Here is a 25,066-nt window from a genome sequence, read left to right as displayed (position 1 = left end):
CGCGGGCCGGCGGGTTCTCCGATCAGGCATAGCGCCCGTGGCAGTGCTTGTACTTCTTGCCGCTACCGCAGGGGCAATCCTCGTTGCGGCCGACCTTGCCCCAGCTGGTGGGGTTCTTCGGATCGCGCAGCGCGGCGTCGGTGGCCTGCGCACCAAGCGTGACGCTGGCGAGCGCCATCTCGTCCTCGCCGGTGTTCGGGTCGAACTTGTGCGCCTCCATCGGCGGCAGGACGGGGGCTTCCTGCTCCGGCGGAACGATCTCGACGCGCATCAGCTGCGCCGTGACCGCCTCGCGTAAGTGAGCGCTCATCTCCTGGAAGAGATTGAAGGCCTCGGTCTTGTACTCCTGCAAGGGATCGCGCTGGCCGTAGCCGCGCAGGCCGATGACCTGGCGCAGATGGTCGAGCATGATCAGATGCTCGCGCCAGAGATGGTCGAGCGTCTGCAGGAGAATGGTCTTCTCGACGTAACGCATCACGTCGGGACCCCATTGCGCCACCTTGGCCGCCATGTGCTCGTCGGCCTTGGTCTCGATGCGGTTGAGCAGCTCCTCGTCCGCGATGCCCTCTTCCTTGGCCCATTCGTCGACCGGCAGGTCGAGATCGAGCACGCGCTTCAGCTCGTCCTTCAGGCCGGCCACGTCCCACTGCTCGGCATAGGCATGCTCGGGCACGTGCTTGGCGACGAGATCGTCGATGAAGGCGTGGCGCATGTCGGTGACGGTTTCGGCGACGCTATCGTCCTTCATCAGGTCGACGCGCTGGTCGAAGATCACCTTGCGCTGGTCGTTCTGGACGTTGTCGAACTTGAGCAGGTTCTTGCGGATGTCGAAGTTGCGCGCCTCGACCTTCTGCTGCGCCTTCTCGAGTGCCTTGTTGATCCAGGGATGGATGATGGCCTCGCCCTCTTGCAGGCCGAGACGCTGCAACATGCTGTCGAGGCGATCCGAGCCGAAGATGCGCATCAGATCGTCTTCCAGCGACAGGAAGAACTTCGAGCGGCCGGGGTCGCCCTGACGACCGGAGCGGCCGCGCAGCTGGTTGTCGATGCGGCGGGATTCGTGGCGCTCGGAGCCGATGATGTAGAGGCCGCCGGGCTTCTTCACGGTCTTGGCGGGCTTGGAGCCCTTCGCCGGCTCGATCTCGACCGTCTCCTCGGCCTTCAGCACGATGTCGCGGAAATGGGCGATGTCGGCCTTGATCTGCTCGACCTTCCTGGCCTTCTCGGCCTCGTCCTCGATGCCTGCGGTCTCCTGCTGGATGCGCATCTCGAGCGAGCCGCCGAGCTTGATGTCGGTACCGCGGCCGGCCATGTTGGTCGCGATTGTGATCGCGCCGGGCACGCCGGCTTCCGCCACGATGTAGGCTTCCTGCTCGTGGAAACGTGCGTTCAGCACGGCGAACAGCTTTGCCGGCTTGCCGGCGCGGGCCGCCGCGTACAGCTTCTGCATCGAATTTTCGTTTCCGAAATCGATCTGCCGGTAGCCGTGCTTCTTGAGGTATTCGGCGATCACTTCCGACTTCTCGATCGAGGCGGTACCGACCAGCACGGGCTGGAGCCGCGCATTGGCGCGCTCGATCTCGGTCAGGATCGCGGCGTACTTCTCGTTCTGGGTGCGGTAGACCTCGTCGTCCTCGTCGAGACGCGCGACCGGCAGGTTGGTCGGGATTTCCACGACTTCGAGCTTGTAGATGTCGAACAGCTCGTCGGCTTCCGTCAGCGCCGTGCCGGTCATGCCGGCGAGCTTTTCGTACATGCGGAAGTAATTCTGGAAGGTGATCGAGGCCAGCGTCTGGTTCTCGGGCTGGACCGTAACGTGCTCCTTGGCTTCCAGCGCCTGGTGCAGGCCTTCGGAATAGCGCCGACCGGCCATCATGCGGCCGGTGAACTCGTCGATGATCACGACCTCGTCGTCGCGGACGATGTAGTCCTTGTCGCGGGTGAACAGCGTGTGGGCGCGCAGGGCCTGGTTGATATGGTGCACGACGGAGACGTTCTCGACGTCGTAGAGCGACTCGCCCTTGAGCTGGCCGGCATCGCGCAGCAGCCCCTCGATCTTCTCCATGCCCGCTTCGGTAAGGGTCACCGTGCGCTGCTTCTCGTCGACGTCGTAGTCGGACTTGTCGAGCTTGGGCAGGAAGCTGTCGATGGTGTTGTAGAAGTCGGAGCGGTCGTCGAGCGGACCGGAGATGATCAGCGGCGTCCGCGCTTCGTCGATCAGGATCGAGTCGACCTCGTCGACGATGGCATAGAAGTGCGGCCGCTGGACCATGTCCTCGAGCCGGTACTTCATGTTGTCGCGCAGATAGTCGAAGCCGTATTCGTTGTTGGTGCCGTAGGTGATGTCGCAGGCATAGGCCGCCTTGCGCTCGGCATCGTCGAGGCCGTGCACGATCACGCCGGTGGTCAGGCCAAGGAAGCCGTAGATCTGGCCCATCCAGCCGGAGTCGCGGCGGGCGAGGTAGTCGTTGACGGTGACGACATGGACGCCCTTGCCGGCGAGCGCGTTGAGATAGACCGCCAGCGTCGCGACCAGCGTCTTGCCTTCGCCGGTCTTCATCTCGGCGATGTCGCCCTCATGCAGCACCATGCCGCCGATCAGCTGGACGTCGAAATGGCGCTGGCCGAGCGTGCGCTTGGCGGCCTCGCGCACGGTGGCGAAGGCGGGCACCAGGAGATCGTCCAGCGTCTTGCCCTCGGCAAGCTGCTTCTTGAACTCGGCGGTGCGGGCCTTGAGCGCCTCGTCGGAAAGTTTGGAAACTTCGGGCTCCAGCGCGTTGATCGCGTTGACGCGGGACTGATATCCCTTCACCCGCCGGTCGTTGGCGGAGCCGAAAAACTTGCGGGCGAGCGCGCCGATCATGCCTGGTTCCTGTGTTCGCGATTTAACCGCGTTGGCCTAAGAAGTTGCCCCCCGCCTGCCTATCAACTCACCGTGACGCCTGGTGGCGTCAGAGCCCGGACTGCGGGGGGTCGTCCGCCATATGGGTGGGAATTGGGCTAGTCTGGGTTCAACGGCCAAAAACGCAGCAAAATAAACGCCATCGCCATGGTCGCGACCGGGCAGAGATATGGCCCGGTCAGGGCCTTGTCAACGGCGGGCGCATTGCGGCTAATTCATCATTTTGACAGACTTTTCGCGTTGCCAAGCCCCCCTGAATTGGGCGAGTGTCCGCCCCGCTTCGAGCAGCCCCCTGCTTCAACATAAGGATTTTCCATGACCACCTCGTTCCCGGCATCCACCGGCCAGCGTTTCCGCCATGCGTCCGCCCTGGCTGGCAGGCTCGCTTTGGCGCTGTCCCTGGCGTTCGCGGGCCCGCTCCGGGCCGCCGACGATCCAGTGCTGGCGAAGGTCAATGGCGCGGAAATCAAGAAGAGCGACGTCGCCATGGCCGAAGAGGAGCTCGGACCGAGCCTCGCCCAGATGGACCCGGCGAGCAAGGACGAGAACGTCCTGTCCTTCCTGATCGACATGAAAATCGTCAGCAAGGCTGCCGAGGACAAGAAGGTCGCCGACAGCGAGGAGTTCAAGAAGCGCCTGGCGTTCGCCCGCAACCGGCTGCTGATGGACAGCCTGCTCGCCAATGAGGGCAAGGCCGCCACCACCCCGGATGCCATGAAGAAGGTCTATGAGGAGGCCTCCAAGCAGATCACCGGCGAGCAGGAGGTGCGCGCCCGCCACATCCTGGTCGAGACCGAGGACGAGGCCAAGGCGGTGAAGGCCGAACTGGACAAGGGCGCCGATTTCGCCGAGCTGGCCAAGAAGAAGTCCAAGGATCCGGGCTCGGCCGATGGCGGCGACCTCGGCTTCTTCACCAAGGAACAGATGGTGCCGGAATTCTCCACGGTTGCCTTCACGCTGGAGCCGGGCAAGATCTCCGACCCCGTGAAGTCGCAGTTCGGCTGGCACATCATCAAGGTCGAGGAAAAGCGCAGCCGCAAGGCGCCCGATTTCGAGCAGGTCAAGACCCAGATCGAGAGCTACGTCACCCGCAAGGCCCAGGCCGAATACGTCGCCAAGCTGCGCGCCGAAGCCAAGGTCGAGCGGCTCGACCAGCCGGCCGCGGATGCCAAGCCCGATGCGAAGCCGGCGGATGCGGCCAAGCCTTCTGACGCAAAGCCCTCCGACAGCAAGATGGCGCCGCCCGCGAAGAAGTAAGAATTTGCTGTCACTTCGCTGACGCCAAGAGTATCTAAGCCTTCGTGATGCCCGGCCCCCGTGCCGGGCATCTGCATATCCAGATCCCACCAAGGCGCCCCGCGATGTCCTCAACCGTCTCCCCGCTCGCCCCCAAGCACGTTCCCGATATGCCCGTGATCGCGGGCGTCCGCCTTGCGACGGCCGAGGCCGGCATCCGCTACAAGAACCGCACCGACGTGCTGCTGGCGGTGATGGACAAGGGCACGGCGGTCGCCGGCGTCTTCACCAAGTCGAAATGCCCGTCCGCGCCGGTGGAATGGTGCCGCGCCAAGCTGAAGGGCGGCGGATCTTCTAAAAAAGGATTGGCGCGCGCCCTCGTCGTCAATTCCGGCAATGCCAATGCCTTCACCGGCAAAACCGGCCGCGCCTCCACCGCGCTGACCGCCAAGATCGCGGCCAAGGCGGTCGGCTGCAGCGAAAGCGAGATCTTCCTGGCCTCGACCGGCGTGATCGGCGAGCCGCTGGACGCTACCAAATTCGACGGCGTGCTCGGCCGCCTCGCCGAGACCGCGGAAGCGGGCGACTATCTCGCCGCGGCCAAGGCGATCATGACCACCGACACCTTCCCGAAGGTCGCGACCGCGACCGTCAAGCTCGGCAAGGCCAAGGTCACGATCAACGGCATGGCCAAGGGCGCCGGCATGATCGCGCCCGACATGGCGACGATGCTGTCCTTCATCTTCACCGACGCGCCGATCGCGCCCGCTGCGCTGCAGGCGCTGCTCAAGACCGGCGTCGAGGACACCTTCAACGCCGTGACGATCGACGGCGACACCTCGACCTCGGACACGCTGCTGGCGTTCGCGACCGGGGCTGCCGCCGCGCATGGCGCACCCAAGATCAGCCGCGCCAGCGATCCGCGCCTGAAGGCTTTCACCAAGGCCTTCAATCAGATCCTGGCAAATCTTTCCGAGCAGGTCGCTCGCGACGGCGAGGGTGCGCGAAAGCTGGTCGAGATCACGGTCGAGGGCGCCAAGACCAAGGCCTCGGCCCGCAAGATCGCGATGTCGATCGCCAATTCGCCGCTGGTCAAGACCGCGATCGCCGGCGAGGACGCCAATTGGGGCCGCGTGGTGATGGCGGTCGGCAAGGCCGGCGAGCCGGCCGATCGCGACAAACTCTCGATCTCGTTCAACGGCATCCGCGTCGCCAAGAGCGGCGCGCGCGATCCCGATTATGACGAGGCCCAGGTGTCGGAAGCGATGAAGGCGCCGGAGATCGCAATCAAGGTCTCGCTCGGTCTCGGCAAGGGCCGCGACCGCGTGCTGACTTGCGACCTCACCAAGGAATATGTGGCGATCAACGGGGATTACAGGTCCTGAGTCTTCTCCCTCGCCGCGTTCTTACGGGGAGAGGGGAACAGTCACCCCGAGATTCGGGCGTCCGCGACTGCTTTCTTGAACAGTGCATTCATCGCGTCCGAGATGCCCTGGGTCGGGCTCACCTCGAAATACAGCCCCGGCGAAGCGCAACTCTGCATGTTCTGCGCGATCTCGCTGTTCGGCGAGGGACCATAGGGGCCGGCATTGAACGGATCGACCCATTTCATGTACCAGGCGTTGGTGGGCAGCGCGAGATAGGTCGTGTACAGCACCGCGACCTTGACGCCCCGATCCTTCATCGTCTTGCAGAGCGACGCATTGAGCGGCGATTGGCACCGTGAGGAACCCGAGAGCGGCTTCAGGCAGCCCGTATTGCTTTCGTCGGCGACACCGTCGGAGACGAAAAAGAGATACTTCAGGGGAGCGTTGGATTTTCCGCTTCCGGGATTGGGGATTTCGTTGTTGATCGCCGGAAAGATGGTGCTGAACTGCGTGTCCTGATCCTTGGTGTAGCTGTCGTTGTTGCCGTAGACGCCCATCAGGTCGATGTTGCCGGCCGCCGTCTTCGCGCTCGACAAGTTCGAGGACAACGGAAAAAGCGCCCGCAAGCCGATGGTCTTTGACGCCGCGCCGAAATCGTAGATCGCCATGCGGAACTGGTTCGAATAGGTCTGGCTCGCGGCAGCCGTGTCCATCAGCGATTGCGTCGCGCTGCGCAGCACGTCGATCCGCGTGGTCACGCCGATGGACTTGGCGAGATTGTAGTAATTGTCGGCATCGTTGTAGTCGTGACAGGCGAACGCGCACTGGTCGTTCGGCTTGAAGCTGTTGCCGGTGGTCGCGTTGACCAGCTTGGTGACGTCCGCCGGCGTCGCCGCCACGCCCATCGACGGCGAATTGTCCAGCAGGAGGTAGAAGTCGACATAGAGCGGCATGCTTGCCGTCGCCGTCGACGTGCCGCTCGTCGTCAGCGAGGTCTTGCCGATCACGCCGAGGAACATGGTGTTGATGGTGCCTTTGAACGCAACGGTCGAGGTGACCGTCGAGCCGTTCTTGACCACCGTCGGCGTGAGACTGTCGAGCGTGTAGCCGGTCAGATTGGCGACGTTGGCATTGAAGATGTTCCTGGCGTCGGTGACGCCCACGGGAATCGAACCGTCCGAGGTCATCGTGCCCGCGGCGGCGAAGGCCGGCGATGCCTTGGCGACCGCGCCGACGCTGGCCGCGTCGGCCGCCGCCTGCAGCTTGGCCCGCATCTGCGTGGCGCGGGAGTAATCGACCGCGCAGCCAACCACCGTGATCAGGGGGACGCAGGCGAGCGCGAAAATCACCGCGATATTGCCGCGCCGGTCGGTTGCGAACCGGCCGATAAGGGAGCAAAGCACGGCGCGCATGGATGGAGCCCGGAATGGTTTAAATATGTTTCCACTCTAGGAACCCTTGATTAAATATGACTTATGAGGCCCCTGGAATCGTGGCCCCTCAGTACGATTAACGAATCCTTGCGAACGACCCCAGCGAGCGACAGCCCGGACATGGCCGATCTCAAACTGACACTGGTGGTGGCCTGCGCGCTGGTCGATGCCGACAAGCGCGTCCTGATCGCGCAGCGCCCCGAGGGCAAGACGCTCGCCGGCCTCTGGGAATTTCCCGGCGGCAAGTGTGAGCCCGGCGAGCGGCCGGAGCAGAGCCTGATCCGCGAGCTGCACGAGGAGCTCGGCATCACCGTCGCCGAGCCGTGCCTCGCGCCGCTGACCTTCGCGAGCTACGGTTATGAGAGCTTCCACCTGTTGATGCCGCTCTATATCTGCCGGCGCTGGGAAGGGATTGTGACGGCGCGTGAAGGCCAGAACCTCGCCTGGGTGCGCGCCAACAAGCTGCGCGACTATCCGATGCCGCCCGCGGATATTCCGCTGATCCCGCATTTGATTGATCTGTTGATGTGAGTTGCCGTGCCCCGGACGCAGCGCAGCGCCCTTGCGGTGCGCTGCGTCCGGGGCCCATGCTTGCCGCAGACCAGGTCCCGGCTCTGCGCAGCAGCGTAAGAACGCCGCAGCGCGTCCGGGACACGGCTCACTCTTTCCCCGCCTTCTTCACCGCCTCCGCCAGGCTCGCCTTCGCCGATCCCGGCTTCAGCGGCTGCTGCTGGCTCGCATGCGGGGCCCAGCCGGAGAGCCAGATGATGTCGAACGTCGCGCGGATGCGGCCGTCGGCATCGGCAAAGCGCTCGGCATAGATTTCCGCCATCCGCAGCAGCGTCGCGCGCCGGCTCGGCGTGCGGCGGCGTTCGATCAGCACATTGGCCGCGCCCATGCGGCGCAGATCCTGCATCAAGGCGAACGCATTGCCATAGCGCACCACGACGCGGTCGACGTCGGTCACTGGCAGCGCGAAGCCTGCCCGCTGCAGCAGCGCGCCGACATCGCGCAAATCCGCAAACGGCGCGACACGCGGCGACACGCCGCCCTCGCATTCGGCCTCCGCCGCGGCAAAGGCCTGCCGCAGCTCGGTCAGGCTGTCGCCGCCGATCATCGCGGCCAGCAGCAGCCCGTCCGGTTTCAGCGCGCGCCGGATTTGTGCGAACACGCCCGGCAGATCGTTGACGAATTGCAGCGCCAGCGCCGAGGCGACGAGGTCGAGACTGTCCGGCGAGAAGGGAAGTTTTTCCGCGCCGGCCGCATCCAGGGCGATGTGTTCGATGGAGGGAAGGCGCGTGCGGAGGGGCGCCAGACCATCGCCCGGCGTCCAGAGATCGACCGGGACGTGAAACTCGCGCATCACCGCGGCGAGCCGCTCCGCCATGTCCTCGGCGACACGATCGAGCAGGAAGCTCACTGCGCCTTGCGCCTGCGCGCGCCGCTGCCGCGCGTGCAGCAAGGCGCGATCGAACAAAGCGGGCGGGGTTTGCGGGGGCTGGGCCATGCCGCTGGTTACGCCGATCACGCTGGCCAATGCAATCTTCTCTCTCGTGTCCCGGCTCTGCAGCGCACCGTCGAAGAGACGCTGCGCTGCGACCGGGGCATGAGAGCGTGGCTTGAGCCCGGAAGCGCAGACCGCTAGCCTCTCCGCATGGACGCCGACGCCGCCCCCACCCGCTCGATCGCCGCACCGCTGCGTGCAGCATGGACGACCGGCCGCCACGTGCTGGCGCGGGCGGCGCGGCTCGCGCTCGACATTGCGCTGCCGACGCTGTGCGTGTCCTGCCGCGAGCCGGTCGATGGCGAGGGCGTCTGCGCCTCGTGCTGGGCGCGGCTGTCGTTCATCGAGCGGCCCTATTGCCCGCGGCTCGGGATCCCCTTCGTCTACGACCCCGGCCCCGACATGCTGTCGATGGAGGCGATCGCGAGCCCGCCAGCCTATCAGCGCGCCCGCGCCGCGGTGCGCTATGACGACGTCGCGCGCACGCTGGTGCATGCGCTGAAATACCAGGACCGCACGGATCTCGCGCCCGCCATGGGGCGCTGGATGGCGCGGGCGGGCGGCGAACTGCTGGCCGGGGCCGATATGCTGGTGCCGGTGCCGCTGCACTGGCGGCGGGCCTGGCGGCGCCGCTACAACCAGTCCGGGGCGCTGGCGCAGATCATCGAGCGGCAGAGCGGGGTCAAGACGAAGGCCGAGGTGCTGCGCCGGGTGCGGGCCACCGAGCAGCAGATCGGCCTGTCGCGGGCCCAGCGCGCCACCAATGTGCAGGGCGCATTCCAAGTATCCCCGGACCGCCAGGCTGAAATCCAGGGCCGCCGCATTGTCCTGATCGACGATGTCCTGACCTCGGGTGCGACGCTGGATGCCTGCGCACGGGCCCTGCTGCGCGCCAAGGCGGCCCAGGTCGACGTCCTGGTCTTCGCCCGGGTTGTGGAGGTCAGGTAAAGTCCCATATAATTCAATGGATTCATGACAAGAGAGCGCCAGACGAGATGACTGCTGCTGTCGAGATCTACACCAGGCCGGGCTGCGGCTACTGTTCCGCCGCCAAGTCGCTGCTGAGCCGCAAGAAGGCGGCGTTCACGGAATTCGACGTCGCCAAGAACCCGTCATGGCGCAACGAGATGTACGACCGCGCCGGCGAGGGCTCGACCTTCCCGCAGATCTGGATCGGCGGAACGCATGTCGGCGGCTGCGACGATCTCTACGCGCTCGACCGCGAAGGCAAGCTCGACGGCATGCTCGAAAGCGTGAAGGCAACCTCATGAGCGAAAACCGCACGTTCACCGCCGCGATGGTGCAGATGCGCACCGGCCTGATGCCGGGGCCCAGCCTCGAACAGGCCACCAAGCTGATCCGGCAGGCCGCCGCCAACGGCGCCGACTACGTGCAGACGCCCGAAGTCAGCAACATGATGCAGCTGAACCGCAAGGCGCTGTTCGAGCATCTGCAGAGCGAAGAGGACGACAGCTCCCTGAAAGCCTACCGGGCGCTCGCGGCGGAGCTGAAGATCCATCTCCATGTCGGCTCGCTGGCGCTGCGCTTCTCCGCCGAAAAGGCGGTCAACCGCTCCTTCCTGATCGGGCCCGAGGGCAATGTGCTCGCGAGCTACGACAAGATCCACATGTTCGACATCGAGCTGCCGGACGGCGAGAGCTATCGCGAATCCGCCAATTACCAGCCGGGCGAGACCGCGGTGATCTCCGACCTGCCCTGGGGCCGGGTGGGCCTGACGATCTGCTACGACGTGCGCTTCCCCGCGCTCTATCGCGCACTCGCCGAGAGCGGCGCCTACTTCATCACCGTGCCCTCGGCCTTCACCCGCAAGACCGGCGAAGCGCATTGGCACGTGCTGCTGCGTGCGCGCGCGATCGAGACCGGCTGCTTCATCTTCGCAGCGGCCCAGGCCGGCACCCACGAGAACAAGCGCGAGACCTACGGCCATTCGCTGATCATCGACCCCTGGGGCGAGATCCTCGCCGAGGGCGACGTCGAGCCCGGCATTATCATGGCCAAGATCGATCCGGCCAAGGTCGAGACCGCGCGCCGCGCCATTCCCTCGCTCCAGCACGGCCGCCGCTTCGGCGTGTCCGACCCCAAGGCGGGGCCGGACCATCTGCACCTCGTACGGGGATCGGCATGATCCGCTACGCACTTCGCTGCGACCGGGACCACGAATTCGAGAGCTGGTTTCAAAGTTCGACGGCCTATGACCAGCAGGTCAAGCGCAAGCTCGTGACCTGCCCGATCTGCGGCTCGGCCAAGGTCGACAAGGCGATCATGGCCCCGCGCATTGTCGGCAAGAAGGGCCGCGGCCGTGCGACGCCGCCGCCGGAGCCGGTCACGACTGCCGCCGCGCCCGAGGCCGCGCCGTCAGGGCCGACCTCGCTGCTGATGGCGCAGGAGAAAGAGCTGCGCACCAAGCTCAAGGAGCTGCGCGACCATATCGTCAAGAACGCCGACAATGTCGGCGAGCGCTTTGCGAACGAAGCGCGCGCGATGCATTACGGCGACAAGGAGCATCGCCCGATCTATGGCGAGGCCTCGCCGGAAGAGGCGAAGTCGCTGATCGACGAGGGCATCGAGGTCTCGCCGCTGCCGACGCTGCCGGAAGACCGGAACTAAGCCCCCACCAGCACCGCCACGCCGACGACGATCAGCGCGATGCCAAAAATCTCGCGCGGCGCGATCGGCTGCTTGAACGAGTAATAGGCCACGGCTTGCGCGAACAGCACCTCGATCAGAGCGAGCGTGCGGACATTGGCTGCGGCCGTCAGGGCGAAGGCCAGGAACCAGAACTGCGAGGCGAAGGCGCCCATGAAGCCCGCCAGCATCGACGGCTTCCACAAGCCCAGGATCGCCTGCAATATCTTTGGCGCGCGCCAGAGCAGATAGATCGTCAGCACCAGCGTCTGCACGAACAGGCCGAGCACCAGGGTGAACGATGCCGAGGTCACGAACGAGACGCCGGGCACGTTGATGATGGCGCCGCGAAAGCCGACCGCGGAGAGCGCGAAGGCCGCGGCCGCAACGAGGCCGGTGATGGTCGGCCTCAATTCGGCAAAGCTCTTCTCGCCGCCGGGCCGCAGCGCGGTGATGACGACGCCGATCGTGGCGATCACGATCGCCAGCACCTTCAGCCAGGTCAGGTGATCGCCGAGGAAGACGAAGCCGAAGATCGCGGTCTGGATCGCCTCGGTCTTGAGGTACGCCGTCGTCACCACGAAGGAGCGGTCGTTCATGGCGAGCAGCATCAGGCCTGTCGCGACGATCTGGCTCAGCGCGCCGAGCAGCAGCCATGGCCAGAACGCGGTCGGCGGCATGCCGAGATGATCGCCGGTCGCGATCAGCACCACGCCGAGGAACACCAGTGAGAACGGGAAGCCGAACAGAAAACGGATATTGGTCGCGCCCCAGGTCCCCAGCGGCTTCGTGAGCGACCGCTGCATCGCATTGCGCGCGACCTGGCCCAGCGCGGCGACGACGGTGAAGGGAATCCAGAGGCTGGCGACGGTGAGCATGGGAGGGGGCTAAAGTGCTTAGGAAGGTGGGTTTATTAGCGTGACGGGAACATCCTCGCTGGTCAACCACACGAGCGTCATGGGTGCGATGCTCTTGCAACAAGCACACTGTCGTCCCTGCGAACGCAGGGACCCATAACTCCAGGGAGCAGTTTGGCGAAGGCTGCCAACCCGCGCATATCACACCGAACCCCACGAGAGATCACGCGGTATGGGTCCCTGCGTTCGCAGGGACGACGACATTTGCTGGGCGGCATCACACTGTCAAACCAACAGATCACTCAGAGCTCGCCGGTCCGGATTGTCTCGCTCGATCAGCTCGATCTTCCAGTCGCGCTTCCAGCGCTTGAGCTGCTTTTCCCGGGCAATCGCCTCCTCGACGCGTTCATAGACTTCGGTGTGGACCAGCCGATGCACGCCGTAGCGCTTGACGAACTCGGAGCCCTTGCCGGCGCGGTGCTGCTCCATCCGCTTCTGCAGTGAGTTGGTGACGCCGATGTAGAGCGTTCCGTGATGGCGGCTGGCGAGGATGTAGACGTAGTACATGCTCGGGGCGCCCGTCTTGGCTAACTCGATGGGCCTGTGGTTATGGGTCCCTGCGTTCGCAGGGACGACACCGCCCGGGGAGTTAGAGATCGCATCTCACTCATACACCCTCACACCATCGCTTCCGCCACCATCATGTAGTTCACGTCCATGTCCGATGAGAGCGACCATTTGTCGGCGAAGGGCGAGTAGACCACGCCGGTCTGCTCGGTGATGACGAGGCGGTTGTCGAGCAGGTATTTCGTCAGCTCGTCGGGGGTGACGAACTTGTTCCACTCGTGGGTGCCGCGCGGCAGCCAGCGCAGGACATATTCGGCGCCGACGATGGCGAGCGCAAAGCTCTTCCAGTTGCGGTTCAGCGTCGAGACCACCATGAGGCCATTCGGCTTCAGCATCGCGGCGCAACGCTTCAGGAAGACGCCGACATCGACGACATGCTCGACCACTTCCATCGCCAGCACGATGTCGAAGCGCTCGCGCGGGTCGATCTCCTCGACCGTGGTGCAGCGGTAGTCGATCGCAAGATGGCCCTTGTCGGCATGCAGCTTCGCCGCGGCGATGTTGCTCTGCGAGGGGTCGACGCCGATGACCTGCGCTCCCAAGCGTGACAGCGGCTCGCAAAGAAGGCCGGCGCCGCAGCCGATGTCGAGCACGCGCAAGCCGGCGAGGCAGTTGAGGCTGCGCACGTTGCGCTCGAACTTGCGGCAGGCGGCATCGCGGATATAGCCGAGCCGCAGCGGATTGATCCGGTGCAGCGGCGCCATCTTGCCGTTGGGGTCCCACCACTCCGCGGAGAGTTTTGAGAACTTGGCGATCTCGGCTGCGTCGACGGTCGAGCCGGGCTGCGCGGAAACGGAAGTATTTTGCTGCATGCTCATGGTTACGCGCGGTCCTACCGCGTGGTGATCGAACTACGGAAGGCGAGCGGCGAGGCGATGGTCTTGATCGTCTCGATCCCCTCGCCGACGCCGCGAATCGTCACGTCGCCGTAGTTGAGAATACGTCCAAGAATGGTCTGGTCGACGTCGACGCTCTCGACCTTGTCCAGCGCCATTTCAAAAGTGCGGCGCTTGATGAAGCCGGTCTTGTGCACGACCCTGAGATTGGTGACGTCGGTCTCGGTGGTGAAGCGGTGGAACCAGCCCTTGATGGTCCAGTACAGGGCAGCCAGCGCCGCGACGGCTGCGGCCGCCAGGCAGAGCAGAACGAGCCAGTCGATGACCACCTGGCGCGACAGGATCAGCAGGGCCAGCGTCACGATCCAGGCCAGGATCGCCGGAAAATAGAAGATCCAGTGCGCATTGGTCGAATACAGCACCTTCTCGCCGGGCTGCAGAATCTCGTCGATATAGCGCGCCATGACCTCAGTTAACCCATTGCCCGCACCCGGCCCCGCAGGAACCCGCTTGCCCCCGGCCCCGCCGCTATGTATACGCGCGGTCGGTGTCCGCCAGGACCGTCCGGTGCGGGCCACCATACTGATCCCTTTGAAGGAATGCACGCGTCGTCATGAGCCGCCTCGTGATGAAATTCGGCGGCACATCCGTCGCCAATATCGAACGTATCCGCAACGTCGCACGCCATGTGAAGCGTGAGGTCGACGCCGGCCACGAGGTGGCCGTGGTCGTCTCGGCGATGTCCGGCAAGACCAACGAATTGGTGGCCTGGTGCACCGAGGCCTCGCCGATGCACGACGCGCGCGAATACGACGCCGTGGTCGCCTCGGGCGAGCAGGTGACCTCCGGCCTGCTGGCCATCACGCTCCAGGGCATGGGCATCCAGGCCCGTTCCTGGCAGGGCTGGCAGATCCCGATCAAGACCAGCGACGCCCATGCCTCGGCCCGGATCGAGGACATCGACGGCAGCGAGATCATCAAGCGCTTCAAAGAGCGCAAGGAGGTCGCGGTCATCGCCGGCTTCCAGGGCATCGAGCCCAAGACCAACCGCATCACCACGCTCGGCCGCGGCGGCTCCGATACCTCGGCCGTGGCCGTTGCCGCCGCCGTCAAGGCCGACCGCTGCGACATCTATACCGACGTCGACGGCGTCTACACCACCGACCCGCGAATCGTGCCGAAGGCCAAGAGGCTCGACAAGATTGCGTTCGAAGACATGCTGGAACTGGCCTCCCAGGGCGCCAAGGTGCTCCAGGTCCGCTCAGTGGAACTCGGCATGGTCCACAACATGCCGATCTTCGTCCGCTCGAGCTTCGACAAGCCCGAGGATATCGACCCGCATGCCAACCAGCCGCCCGGCACGCTGATCTGCAGCGAGGAGGAGATCATGGAAAGCCACGTCGTCACCGGTATCGCCTTCTCCAAGGACGAGGCCCAGATCTCGGTGCGCCAGATCGAGGACAAGCCGGGCGTTGCGGCCTCGATCTTCGGCCCGCTCGCGGATGCCAACATCAACGTCGACATGATCGTGCAGAACGTCTCCGAGGACGGCAAGACCACCGATCTCACTTTCACGGTGCCGGCGGCCGATTATACCCGCGCCAAGGACACGATTACCGCCGCCAAGGCCAAGATCGGTTACGCCAGGCTCGATACCGCCACGGACGTCGCCAAGATCTCGGTGATCGGCAGCGGCATGCGCAGCCACGCGGGCGTCGCGGCCCAGGCGTTCTCGGCCCTCGCCGGGCGGAATATCAACATCCGGGCCATTACAACCTCCGAGATCAAATTCTCGGTATTGATCGACACCGCCTATACCGAGCTCGCGGTGCGCACCCTGCACACGCTCTACGGTCTCGATCAGGCCTGAAGCGCGACCACGGTCGCGCTTCCCGTTGTTGTCTAAGCATGGTCTTTCCGGAAAACCGCTTCGTACGTTCCAGACCGCGCTTAGGCTAATTTTCTCTTAGCGGTCGCAGCAAACGCCGAGGTGTCCACACTTTCGCGTTTGGCAGGCGTTTTGCTTGGCAAAACAAGCCCCAATTCGCTATACGGCGAACAGGGTGGGCTGCCGCAAACTGTGTCCCAGTTCAGGCCGCTGATTCGGTGCAAAGCACGAAATCTCAAGAAGATTTGGGTTTGCGCCTGCGCCGGACAAACAATTTGGTTGTTTTTCTGGAATTTTGGGCCAGCCGCCGGCCGATACCGCCGGGCCCGGCAGACGGAGGAGATTGACGGTTCATGCGGAGCGCGTCGGGAGGTCCCCGCGTCTTGTTGAGACGGCTCCGCGAAACCATGGCGGAGCAGGTCTCGGCCCAGGAGCGGCTGGACAAGATCGTGGTGCTGATCGCCGCCAACATGGTGGCCGAGGTGTGCTCGGTCTATGTGCTGCGCATCGACAACACGCTGGAGCTCTACGCCACCGAAGGCCTCAACCGCGAGGCGGTGCACCACACGGTGCTGAGCGCGCATGAGGGCCTGGTCGGTCTCGTCGCCAGCGAGGCGACGCCGCTCAACTTAAACGATGCGCAGAGCCATCCGGCCTTCTCGTTCCGCCCCGAGACCGGCGAAGAAATCTACCACTCCTTCCTCGGCGTGCCGATCCTGCGGGCCGGCAACACGCTCGGCGTGCTGGTGGTGCAGAACCGCGCCAAGCGCAATTACGTCGAGGAAGAGCTCGAGGCGCTGCAGACCACTGCGATGGTGCTGGCGGAGCTGATCGCCTCGGGCGAGCTCTCCGCGCTGGCCCAGCCGGGCCAGGAGCCGGCGGCGCGCCATTCCGCGCAGAAGGTCGGCGCCATCCTGTCGGAGGGCATCGCGCTCGGCCACGTCGTGCTGCACGAGCCGCGCGTCGTCATCAAGGACTACATCGCCGAGGACCTGCCGAAGGAAATCAAGCGGCTCGACACCGCGCTCGCCAAGCTGCGCGCCGATCTCGACCGTATGCTGGAGCGCGGCGACGTCGCCGAGGGCGGCGAGCATCGCGAGGTGCTGGAAGCCTATCGCATGTTCGCCAACGATCAGGGCTGGTCGCACAAGCTGCACGAGGCGGTCGCCACGGGCCTCACCGCGGAAGCCGCGGTCGAGCGCGTGCAGTCCGACACCCGCGCGCGCATGCTGCGCTCGACCGACCCTTACTTGCGCGACCGGCTGCACGATCTCGAGGATCTCGGCTACCGCCTGATGCGGCAGCTGGTCGGCCAGGACCACGCGCCCTCGCGCGAGCAGCTGCCCGACAACGCGATCGTCATCGCGCGCGCGATGGGCCCGGCGGCGCTGCTCGACTACGATCGCAAGCGCCTGCGCGGCATCGTGCTGGAGGAGGGCACCGCCAACTCCCACGTCTCGATCGTGGCGCGCGCGCTCGGCATTCCCGCGGTCGGCGAAGTGCCGAACGCGCCCGGCATCGCCGATCCCGGCGACGCCATCATCGTCGACGGCACCTCGGGCTCGATCTATGTGCGCCCCTCGCAGGAAGTCGAAGCCGCCTTCGCCGAGCGTGTGCGCTTCCGCGCCCGCCGCCAGGCGCAATATCTGGCGTTGCGCGACCGGCCCTGCGTCACCAGTGACGGCCAGAAGGTCGAGCTGATGATCAATGCAGGCCTTGCGATCGACCTGCCGCATATCGAAGATACCGGCAGCGCCGGCATCGGCCTGTTCCGCACCGAGCTGCAATTCATGGTAGGCCAGAGCCTGCCGCGCACCAGCGACCAGCTCGCGCTCTATCGCACCGTGCTGGATGCCGCCGGCCCCAAGCCCGTCACCTTCCGCACCCTCGACATCGGGGGCGACAAGGCGCTGCCCTATATGGAAGCCGTGATCGAGGAAAATCCCGCGCTCGGCTGGCGCGCGATCCGGCTCGGGCTCGATCGCCCCGGCCTGTTGCGCGGCCAGATTCGCGCGCTGCTGCGCGCCGGCGGCGGCCGCGCGCTGCGCATCATGTTCCCGATGATCTCGGAGGTCGCCGAATTCGATTCGGCGAAGGCGCTGGTCGAGCGCGAGCTCACTTATTTACGCCAGCACGGCCACACGCTGCCTGAACGGATCGACATCGGCACCATGGTCGAGGTGCCCGCGCTGCTCTATCAGCTCGACGAGCTGTTGCGGAAAGTCGACTTCATCTCGGTCGGCTCCAACGACCTGTTCCAGTTCCTGTTCGCCGTCGATCGCGGCAACGCGAAAGTCTCCGAGCGCTTCGACACGATGTCGGCGCCGATCCTGCGCGCCCTGCGCGAAATTGCGCGCAAGTGCCATGCGGCGAACAAGTCGCTCTCGCTCTGCGGCGAGATGGCCTCCAAGCCGATCGGCGCGCTGGCGCTGATCGGGCTGGGCTATCGCTCGCTGTCGCTGTCGGCGACCGCACTCGGCCCGGTCAAGGCCATGGTGATCGACCTCGATGCGAAGAAGGCCGAAGCCATGCTCGGCCCGCTCCTGGACGCGCCGGCGGGCAGCGTCTCGATCCGGCAGAAGCTGACGGAGTTTGCCGAGGCCGAAGGCCTGGCCTTGTAGCGGGCCTGTCGCCGCCTCCCGCCGCCTCGCCTCTTTCCGCCATTTGAGACTGAACCGATGTCGTCACTCCCCGAAGCCAAACTGGACGTGCTCCTTGCACATCATGCCTCTCTCGAGGCCGAATCGCTGGGGCAGCTCTCCTCCGAACGTTACGTGCAGGTCACGCGCGAGCTGGCCGAGATCACGCCGCTGATCGAAGCGGTGAAAGCCTACCGCTCCGCCGTGAAGGAGCTCGCCGACACCGAGGCGCTGATCGCCGATCCCGCAACCGATGCCGAGATGCGCGGCATGGCGGAAGCCGAACGCGACGAGCTCGCACCGAAGATCGAGGAGCTGGTCCAGAAGATCCGCGTGGCGCTGCTGCCCAAGGACGCCATGGACGATCGCAACGTGGTGCTGGAAATTCGCGCCGGCACCGGCGGCGACGAGGCCTCGCTGTTCGCCGGAGACCTGTTCCGGATGTACGAGCGCTTCGCTGCCCTGCAGGGCTGGAAGGTCGAGGTGATCTCGGCCAGCGAAGGCACCGTCGGCGGCTACAAGGAAATCATCGCGGAGGTGCAGGGCCGCGGCGCGTTCTCCAAGCTGAAGTTCGAATCCGGCGTGCATCGCGTGCAGCGCGTGCCCGACACGGAGACGCAGGGGCGCATTCACACCTCTGCGGCGACCGTTGCCGTGCTGCCCGAGGTCGAGGACGTCGACGTCGAGATCAAGAACGACGACCTCCGCATCGAGACCATGCGCGCGCAAGGCGCGGGCGGCCAGCACGTCAACAAGACCGAATCGGCGATCCGCATCACCCATATTCCGACCGGCATCGTCGTGATGATGCAGGACTCGCGCTCGCAGCATAAGAACCGCGCCTCCGCCATGAACATCCTGCGCTCGCGCATCTACGACGCCGAGCGGCAGCGCGTCGACGCCGCGCGCTCGGCCGAGCGCAAGGAGAAGGTCGGCTCCGGCGACCGCTCAGAGCGCATCCGCACCTACAATTTCCCGCAAGGACGCGTCACCGACCACCGCATCAACCTGACGCTCTACAAGCTGCCGCAGGTGATCGCGGGCGAAGCGCTCGGCGAATTGACCGACGCGCTGACCACCGAGCACCAGGCCGCGCAGCTCGCCGCCCAAGGCGTCGCGGCGTGAGGCGTGAGTAATCCTTTCACAGGACAATCCATCGAAAGCGCGCGGCGCGCGCTGGCTGGGCAGCTGAGATCGGTGCAGAGCGACGAAGCCGAGCTCGATGCCCGCATCCTGCTCGGTGCTGCGCTCGGGCTCGACCTCACTGGCCTAATCGCGCAGGCTGCCCGGCCGCTCACGGAAGCCGAGGCGTCGCGTCTTATCGCGCATGCACAGCGCCGCATCGCCGGCGAGCCCGTGGCGCGCATTCTCGGCACACGTGAATTCTGGGGCTTGCCGTTTCGTCTGTCGGAAGCAACCCTGGTCCCGCGCCCCGATACCGAGACCGTGGTCGAGCTAGCGCTCGAGATCCTCCGCGAGCGGAAAGCGGCAGTGCCTCCGCGCATCGCCGATATCGGCGTCGGATCGGGCGCGATCCTGCTGGCGCTGTTGCACGAAATTCCCGATGCGTTTGGCATCGGCACCGATGTCAGCCTGGCGGCGCTCGACACGGCGCGCGACAATGCCGCCTCTCACGGCCTCGGCGGCCGGGCGGCTTTCGTCGCTTGCTCCTATGCGTCGGCGCTGCGCGGCCCGTTCGACCTCATCGTGTCGAACCCGCCCTATATCCCCTCGGCCGAAATTCCGACATTGAGCATCGAGGTGCGCGAGCACGATCCGCATCTGGCGCTCGATGGCGGCAACGACGGATATGATGCGTACCGCGCCCTGATCCCGCAGGCGGCCGAGCGCCTCGCGCCCGGCGGCGCCCTGATCGTCGAGGCCGGACAGGGCCAGGCGAGAAACATTGAAACCCTGATGGCGGCTGCTGGGTTAACGTTGGACAGGCCGCCCAAGGCGGACCTGGCGGGCATTCCGCGGGCCGTTTCGGCCCGAAAAATGCCCCCATAAAAGCCGGATTGGCCTGCAAAAAGCTCTTGGAATATCCCTTGGGAACGACTACGTTCCGATCAACACATCGGTGCCGGCCCCGTAGACCTACGGGCGAAAGCCGGGCTCTCGGGCGAGAGCTTTACTGATAAAGGTTCCAAGCCGCAGGTCCTGTGAAGCGCGATAGCCAGTGGAGCTGCGCTGCTCTCCGACCGCAAAGTGAACGAAAGCCTGATATTGCGCTTGAAGACTTACGCAACAAAGCTGGGCTTGTTTCGGCAGGCAAAATGAATGGGTTCGCTGGCGATCAATGCTGGCGGGTGGGGAACGCGTCCTTGTTGAACGCGACGGTCGACGAACATCGGCAGGGATCAATCCGCTCATGCGCGCGGTTGCGCGTGGGCAATGTGAACCGCTGTCGCCAGGTCACTCCTAGCAATCAGTAATGCGTGCAACCTTTAGGGCTGGAATTAAAGGCAGGACATGAGAAACGGTCAGAACAAGCAGCGGATGCGCAACCGCAACAACAATAACAACAACAACAACCGGCGCAGCCAGAACCCGATGACCCGGGTCTACGAGTCCAACGGACCCGACATCAAGATCCGCGGCACCGCTTCGCACATCGCCGAAAAGTATCTCCAGCTTGCGCGCGACGCGCGCTCGTCCGGCGATCCCGTTGCGGCGGAGAACTACTACCAGCATGCCGAGCATTATTTCCGCCTGATCGCGGCGGCCCAGGAGCAGTTCCGCCAGAACCAGCAGCCGCGCGGTGACGAGCCCGTCAGCAGCCATAGCGACGACGGCGAGGACGACGGCGAGAATTTCTCGAATTTCGGCCAGGAGCCGGGCTTCGTCCCGCAGCCACAGCAGCAGCCTTTCACGCGCGACCGCGACGGCCAGCGCGATCATCACCAGCGTGATCATCAGCAACGCGACCAGCAACAGCCTTATCAGCGCGACCAGCAGCCGCGCGAGCACCGCGAACGCGATCATCGTCCGCAGCCGCAATATCAGCCGCAGCCGCTGCCCGCGAACCAACCGCAGCCCGTCATCGCCGATGCCGGCAGCGTCGATCGCCTGCCGTCCTTCATCACCGGCCCGCAGCCGCAAGTGAATGTCGGCGCCAATGGCGGCCAACCCGGCTTCGAGGGCGGTGGCGGCGGTGGCGAACGCTTTCCGCGCCGGCGGCGCCGGCCGCATGGCCCGCGCCCCGAGCGCGAGGCAGCTCCGGCCGCCTCGAGCGACGAAGTCGCGCCCGGCGAATAAGCCTGTTCTGAGTTTGTGAACTGCAATCGTCCCGGCCTCGCCGGGACGATTTTTTTCAGCTGCGCGTCACCGTCGAGGATGGCACCAGCACGGGCTTGGCGAGCGAGGGAATCAGCCGCGCCCGCTCGCGCTTGGCGGGGATCGCACGATAGACCTGCTTGGTGGCCTCGACGATGTGCACGCCGGCAAAGGGCAGCGACAGCGCCGCACCGGCGCGCTCCCACATCTGTGCCGATTTCAGCACCCAGCCACCGGCATAGGGCGGCATGAACAACGCCTCGCCCCAGGCTGTCGGCGTGAACCAGGTCTGGCGCAACAGGTCGGTGATCTGCGAGCGCGAATAGGGCCGGCCGTGACCGAACGGCGTGCTGTCGGTGCGGGTCCACACCCCACGCCGGTTCGGGATCACCGCGATCACGCGGCCCGAGGGCGACAGCACGCGCCACACCTCGCGCAGCAGCGCGGCCGGATCGTCCGACATCTCCAGCGCGTGGATCAGCAGGATGCGGTCGACCGCGGCGTCGGGCAGCGGCAGCGAGAATTCGTCGACCAGCGAGGCCAGCGCCGGCCGCCCCGTCGGCCATTTCAGGACGCCCTGGGCCGCCGGCATGAAGGCGATGCAGCGCTCAGCGTCTTCGCGGAACAACCCCAGATAGGGCGTGGGATAGCCGAGGCCGAGCACGCGCTGGCCCTCCGCGCCCGGCCAGCGCTCCCTGATGCCGCGATTGATCATTTGCCGCGCCACAATGCCGAGGCGACGGGAATAGAACTCGCGAAGGTCGACGACGTCGATGGTCATGACGGCAATGTAACATGCGTAAGGCCGCGCCTGCGCGCGGAATATTGCATTGCCTGCGCAACGTTAACGCCATATTTGTCTGGCGGGGCTGAGCGCGATGGAGATGACATGGCCGCCGAAATTCGTACTTTCACCTGTTTAAATGACAATTTCGGTTATCTGATCCACGATGTGGAAACCAAGGCGACGGCGTCGATCGACGCGCCCGAGGCTGGCCCGATCGTCCAGGCGCTGGAACGCGAGGGTTGGCAGCTCACCGACATCCTGATCACCCATCATCACGGCGATCATGTCGGCGGAGTCGCCGAACTCAAGCGGAAATACAATTGCCGCGTCGTCGCGCCGCACGACAAGACCACCGCTATCGCCAATGTCGACCTGCGCGTCGCCAACGCCGACGTGGTCAAGATCGGCAATCTGCTGGCGCGCGTTCTGGAGACGCCCGGCCACACGCTCGACCACATCTCCTACGTGTTCGACACCGAGAAGACGGTGTTCGCCGCCGACACGCTGTTCTCGATCGGCTGCGGACGCGTGTTCGAGGGCACCTACCCGATGATGTGGGATTCGCTCCTGAAGCTGCGCGCCCTGCCCGACGACTTCAAGCTCTATTGCGGCCACGAATACACGGCCTCCAACGTCAAGTTCGCGCTCACCGTCGATCCCGACAATGCGGCGCTGCAGGCGCGCGCGGCGGAGGTGGCGAAGCTCCGGGCCGAGAACAAGCCGACCATTCCCACGCTGCTTGGCGAGGAGAAGCGGGCCAATGTGTTCCTGCGCGCCGACGAACCGTCGGTCGCGGCCAGGCTGCACATGAAGGGCGCGGATGCCGCCGCAGTGTTCGGCGAGCTGCGCGAGCGCAAGAACAAATCCTGACGCACAAATCCTGAAGCACAGACCTGACGGGGATCGATGCCGACCGCAGCCGAGATCATCGCTCGCCTTGAACTGCGGCCACATCCCGAGGGCGGCCATTATCGCGAGACGTTTCGCGACCAGGCCACGGACGCCAACGGCCGGTCGCGCTCGACCCTGATCTACTTCCTGCTCGCACGCGGCGAGCGCTCGCACTGGCATCGCGTCGATGCGGTCGAGACCTGGCATTACTATGCGGGCAGCCCCCTGATGCTGCGCGTCGCCCATGACGGCTGCTTGCGGCACGAGGTGCGGCTCGGCACCGACCTCGCCGGCGGCGAGCGGCCGCAGGCGATCGTGCCGGAGCAGGCCTGGCAGATGGCTGAGACCACGGGCGAGTGGACCCTGGTCGGCTGCACCGTGGCGCCCGCGTTCGAGTTCGCGGGCTTCGAGCTCGCACCGAAGGGCTGGGAGCCGTAGCGCTATCTGGAATCGGGTGGGATCGATCCCTCGCGCATCGTAGGACGACGCTCACAGCGAACAGGAGCGCCAGATGCACGGTACATTCGATCCCCCGACCATTCAGATCGACCCGGCCATTCTCTATTTCGGAACGCCCGTCGTCCTGATCGGATCGACCAACGACGACGGCTCGCACAATCTCGCGCCGATGTAGTCGGCGTGGTGGGTCGGATGGCGCTGCATGCTCGGGCTCGCCCGCAATTCCAAGACCACCGAGAACATGATCCGCACTGGCGAATGCGTGCTAAATCTGCCGGCGGCGAACCTCGTTGCCGCCGTCGATCGCCTTGCCCGCACGACGGGCTCGGATCCCGTACCGCCGGGAAAACTCTATCGCGGCTATCGGCACGAGAACGACAAGTTCAATCTCAGCGGTCTGACGGCGCTGCCGGGCGAAACGGTCAACGCGCCACGTGCAGCCGAATGCCCGGTGCAGATGGAGGCCAAGGTCGCATATGTCCATGAGATGGCGCAGGACGATGCGGTCTGGCGCGGCAACCTCGCAGCGATCGAGGTCCGCATCACGCGCGTGCATGCGTACCCTGACATCATGATGGAGGGTGCCCCCAACCGGATCGATCCCGACAAATGGCGGCCGCTGATTCTCAGCTTCCAGGAGTTCTATGGTCTGACACCGCAGCGCTTGCAGCGCTCCGAGCTCGGGCAGATTCCGGAAGCGATGTACCGCCCGCCGGGCTGGCAACCGGCACTCTGATCATCGTTTCCGGAGCACCATGTCCTTCGCCGCGATCAGGCCGCCGCCGGCAATCAGAATCGCGGCAATCGCGATGTTGGCGCTGGCCTTGGCGAAGCCGGCAGCGATGAGGAAGCCGGTCGAAAGCAGCGGCGTCGCGTAGGAGGCGGCGCCGAGCACGCGGATGTCGCCACGCTTCATGCCGATGTCCCAGGCGTAGAAGGCCGCACCGACGGGACCGATGCCGAGGGCGATCACGGAGAGCCATTGCAAAATGGTCTCCGGCCACACCGTGGTTTCAAGCAAACCGTGCATCAGCGCGGCCAGCGCTGCGGTGGCAAGGCAGAAGCCCGCGACGGCATCCGTCGGCACCGCTTTCAATCGGCGCGACAACACCGAATAGGCCGCCCAGACGAACGCGGCAATGAAGGCTGCGATCAGTCCCGGCACCGCCCCCGGTGCAAATCCGCTGGTGTTGCCGGCGAACAGCATCACGGTGCCGACGAGGCCGAGCACGGCGCCGATGATGTGATGCAAAGCGAGCCGCTCGCCGGGCAGGAACGAGGAGAACAGCACGATCAAGAGCGGCCACATGTAGTTCAGAAGACCGGCTTCGGCCGGCGGCGCGAAGCGGAGCGCGAGAAAATACAGCGCGTGATAGCCGAACAGGCCGCCGACGCCGACGACCCAGACGACGAGCGGTTGACGCAGGCTTTTCGCCGCATCGCCGCGGCCGATCCAGGTGAGCAGGCCGACGAGGCCGCCGATCGCGAAGGTCATGGCCGCAAGCTGAAACGCCGGGATCGTTCCGGTCGCCACCGTCATCACCGAGAGCAGCGACCACATCAGGATCGCGGTCAATCCGATCAGCGTGGCGGTGCGGGGAGTCATCTTGGAAGGCCTCGTCATTCCGGGATGGCGCGTAGCGCCAGACCCGGAATCTCGAGTTTCCGGGTTCGCCGCTCTCGCGGCGCCTCGGAATGACAGGGCATGATGCCCGGGA

23 protein-coding genes and 1 pseudogene are annotated in these 25,066 nt (G+C 65.4%); 15 read left to right on the top strand and 9 right to left on the bottom strand.

Going from position 1 to position 25,066, the window contains the following annotated elements:
* Positions 1 to 22: 22 nt before the first annotated feature.
* Positions 23 to 2,863: a preprotein translocase subunit SecA gene (gene secA / locus ML401_RS03000; protein ID WP_285809689.1), complete on the bottom strand. Its 2,841-nt coding sequence runs from the start codon at positions 2,861 to 2,863 to the stop codon at positions 23 to 25.
* 354 nt (positions 2,864 to 3,217) lie between these two features.
* Between secA and ML401_RS02995 the strand changes: the two genes are divergently transcribed.
* Both ML401_RS02995 and argJ read left to right on the top strand, forming a co-directional pair.
* A complete protein-coding gene (locus ML401_RS02995; RefSeq protein ID WP_285809688.1) occupies positions 3,218 to 4,159 on the top strand; it encodes a peptidylprolyl isomerase in 942 nt (313 codons plus the stop codon).
* Between the two features lie 104 nt (positions 4,160 to 4,263).
* The gene (gene argJ, locus ML401_RS02990) at positions 4,264 to 5,523 is read left to right on the top strand and encodes a bifunctional glutamate N-acetyltransferase/amino-acid acetyltransferase ArgJ (RefSeq protein WP_285809687.1); all 1,260 of its coding nucleotides are present in this window, start codon (positions 4,264 to 4,266) and stop codon (positions 5,521 to 5,523) included.
* 41 nt (positions 5,524 to 5,564) lie between these two features.
* On the opposite strand, the gene ML401_RS02985 is transcribed toward argJ, so the two are convergent.
* Positions 5,565 to 6,917 carry a TadE/TadG family type IV pilus assembly protein gene (locus ML401_RS02985; protein WP_285809685.1) on the bottom strand — a complete coding sequence of 451 codons (1,353 nt, stop codon included), beginning with the start codon at positions 6,915 to 6,917 and terminating at the stop codon, positions 5,565 to 5,567.
* A 141-nt stretch (positions 6,918 to 7,058) separates the two neighbouring features.
* On the opposite strand from ML401_RS02985, the gene ML401_RS02980 reads away from it, so the two are divergent.
* Entirely contained in the window at positions 7,059 to 7,469 is a 411-nt protein-coding gene (locus ML401_RS02980; protein WP_285809683.1) for a (deoxy)nucleoside triphosphate pyrophosphohydrolase, read from the top strand.
* Between the two features lie 127 nt (positions 7,470 to 7,596).
* Here ML401_RS02980 and ML401_RS02975 read toward each other — a convergent pair whose 3' ends face one another.
* A complete protein-coding gene (locus tag ML401_RS02975; RefSeq protein ID WP_285812804.1) occupies positions 7,597 to 8,445 on the bottom strand; it encodes a methyltransferase domain-containing protein in 849 nt (282 codons plus the stop codon).
* A gap of 147 nt (positions 8,446 to 8,592) precedes the next feature.
* On the opposite strand from ML401_RS02975, the gene ML401_RS02970 reads away from it, so the two are divergent.
* Genes ML401_RS02970 through ML401_RS02955 form a run of 4 tightly spaced genes read left to right on the top strand, consistent with a single transcriptional unit; the run spans position 8,593 to position 11,070 of the window.
* Entirely contained in the window at positions 8,593 to 9,390 is a 798-nt protein-coding gene (locus tag ML401_RS02970; RefSeq protein ID WP_285809682.1) for a ComF family protein, read from the top strand.
* A gap of 47 nt (positions 9,391 to 9,437) precedes the next feature.
* On the top strand, positions 9,438 to 9,713 hold the full coding sequence (grxC, locus tag ML401_RS02965) for a glutaredoxin 3 (RefSeq protein WP_211419994.1): 276 nt from the start codon (positions 9,438 to 9,440) through the stop codon (positions 9,711 to 9,713).
* Positions 9,710 to 10,588, top strand: a complete 879-nt coding sequence (locus ML401_RS02960; protein WP_285809680.1) for a carbon-nitrogen hydrolase family protein — start codon at positions 9,710 to 9,712, stop codon at positions 10,586 to 10,588. The genes grxC and ML401_RS02960 overlap by 4 nt, the downstream gene beginning before the upstream one ends.
* Positions 10,585 to 11,070, top strand: coding sequence for a DUF1178 family protein (locus tag ML401_RS02955; protein WP_211419992.1), 486 nt, complete (start codon positions 10,585 to 10,587; stop codon positions 11,068 to 11,070). Before ML401_RS02960 ends, ML401_RS02955 begins: the two co-directional genes overlap by 4 nt.
* Here the strand turns inward: ML401_RS02955 and ML401_RS02950 are convergent.
* The 4 genes from ML401_RS02950 to ML401_RS02935 form a co-directional block, all read right to left on the bottom strand.
* Positions 11,067 to 11,966 carry an EamA family transporter gene (locus ML401_RS02950; RefSeq protein WP_259215228.1) on the bottom strand — a complete coding sequence of 300 codons (900 nt, stop codon included), beginning with the start codon at positions 11,964 to 11,966 and terminating at the stop codon, positions 11,067 to 11,069. The two genes, ML401_RS02955 and ML401_RS02950, sit on opposite strands and share 4 nt — an antisense overlap.
* Positions 11,967 to 12,230: 264 nt before the next feature.
* A complete protein-coding gene (locus ML401_RS02945) occupies positions 12,231 to 12,512 on the bottom strand; it encodes a GIY-YIG nuclease family protein (RefSeq protein ID WP_285809678.1) in 282 nt (93 codons plus the stop codon).
* A gap of 110 nt (positions 12,513 to 12,622) precedes the next feature.
* Positions 12,623 to 13,390, bottom strand: a complete 768-nt coding sequence (ubiG, locus tag ML401_RS02940; protein ID WP_194405585.1) for a bifunctional 2-polyprenyl-6-hydroxyphenol methylase/3-demethylubiquinol 3-O-methyltransferase UbiG — start codon at positions 13,388 to 13,390, stop codon at positions 12,623 to 12,625.
* 14 nt (positions 13,391 to 13,404) lie between these two features.
* Positions 13,405 to 13,872: a PH domain-containing protein gene (locus tag ML401_RS02935; protein WP_212065738.1), complete on the bottom strand. Its 468-nt coding sequence runs from the start codon at positions 13,870 to 13,872 to the stop codon at positions 13,405 to 13,407.
* Between the two features lie 149 nt (positions 13,873 to 14,021).
* On the opposite strand from ML401_RS02935, the gene ML401_RS02930 reads away from it, so the two are divergent.
* From ML401_RS02930 to ML401_RS02910, 5 genes are all read left to right on the top strand, one after another.
* Positions 14,022 to 15,278, top strand: coding sequence for an aspartate kinase (locus ML401_RS02930; protein ID WP_194405583.1), 1,257 nt, complete (start codon positions 14,022 to 14,024; stop codon positions 15,276 to 15,278).
* Positions 15,279 to 15,649: 371 nt separating this feature from the next.
* Positions 15,650 to 17,917 carry a phosphoenolpyruvate--protein phosphotransferase gene (ptsP, locus tag ML401_RS02925; RefSeq protein WP_285809673.1) on the top strand — a complete coding sequence of 756 codons (2,268 nt, stop codon included), beginning with the start codon at positions 15,650 to 15,652 and terminating at the stop codon, positions 17,915 to 17,917.
* 57 nt (positions 17,918 to 17,974) lie between these two features.
* Positions 17,975 to 19,060, top strand: a complete 1,086-nt coding sequence (gene prfA / locus ML401_RS02920) for a peptide chain release factor 1 (RefSeq protein ID WP_211419988.1) — start codon at positions 17,975 to 17,977, stop codon at positions 19,058 to 19,060.
* Between the two features lie 3 nt (positions 19,061 to 19,063).
* The gene (gene prmC, locus ML401_RS02915; protein WP_285809672.1) at positions 19,064 to 19,945 is read left to right on the top strand and encodes a peptide chain release factor N(5)-glutamine methyltransferase; all 882 of its coding nucleotides are present in this window, start codon (positions 19,064 to 19,066) and stop codon (positions 19,943 to 19,945) included.
* 462 nt (positions 19,946 to 20,407) lie between these two features.
* On the top strand, positions 20,408 to 21,193 hold the full coding sequence (locus ML401_RS02910; RefSeq protein WP_285809670.1) for a DUF4167 domain-containing protein: 786 nt from the start codon (positions 20,408 to 20,410) through the stop codon (positions 21,191 to 21,193).
* Between the two features lie 55 nt (positions 21,194 to 21,248).
* Here ML401_RS02910 and ML401_RS02905 read toward each other — a convergent pair whose 3' ends face one another.
* Positions 21,249 to 21,992, bottom strand: a complete 744-nt coding sequence (locus ML401_RS02905; RefSeq protein ID WP_194405571.1) for a methyltransferase domain-containing protein — start codon at positions 21,990 to 21,992, stop codon at positions 21,249 to 21,251.
* Between the two features lie 108 nt (positions 21,993 to 22,100).
* Here ML401_RS02905 and gloB point away from each other — a divergent pair, with 108 nt between their 5' ends.
* From gloB to ML401_RS02890, 3 genes and pseudogenes are all read left to right on the top strand, one after another.
* The gene (gene gloB / locus ML401_RS02900; RefSeq protein WP_285809668.1) at positions 22,101 to 22,868 is read left to right on the top strand and encodes a hydroxyacylglutathione hydrolase; all 768 of its coding nucleotides are present in this window, start codon (positions 22,101 to 22,103) and stop codon (positions 22,866 to 22,868) included.
* Positions 22,869 to 22,904: 36 nt separating this feature from the next.
* Positions 22,905 to 23,327 carry a cupin domain-containing protein gene (locus ML401_RS02895; protein ID WP_285809667.1) on the top strand — a complete coding sequence of 141 codons (423 nt, stop codon included), beginning with the start codon at positions 22,905 to 22,907 and terminating at the stop codon, positions 23,325 to 23,327.
* A gap of 73 nt (positions 23,328 to 23,400) precedes the next feature.
* A pseudogene (locus ML401_RS02890) lies at positions 23,401 to 24,084 on the top strand (flavin reductase family protein).
* Here the strand turns inward: ML401_RS02890 and ML401_RS02885 are convergent.
* Positions 24,085 to 24,954: a DMT family transporter gene (locus ML401_RS02885; RefSeq protein ID WP_212065729.1), complete on the bottom strand. Its 870-nt coding sequence runs from the start codon at positions 24,952 to 24,954 to the stop codon at positions 24,085 to 24,087. It lies immediately after the preceding pseudogene.
* Between the last annotated feature and the right edge of the window lie 112 nt (positions 24,955 to 25,066).

The organism is Bradyrhizobium sp. 62B, from assembly GCF_030272265.2.
Lineage (GTDB): Bacteria > Pseudomonadota > Alphaproteobacteria > Rhizobiales > Xanthobacteraceae > Bradyrhizobium.
Note: the sequence above shows the minus strand (reverse complement) of the source record. Positions and strands in the feature narration are given on the sequence as shown.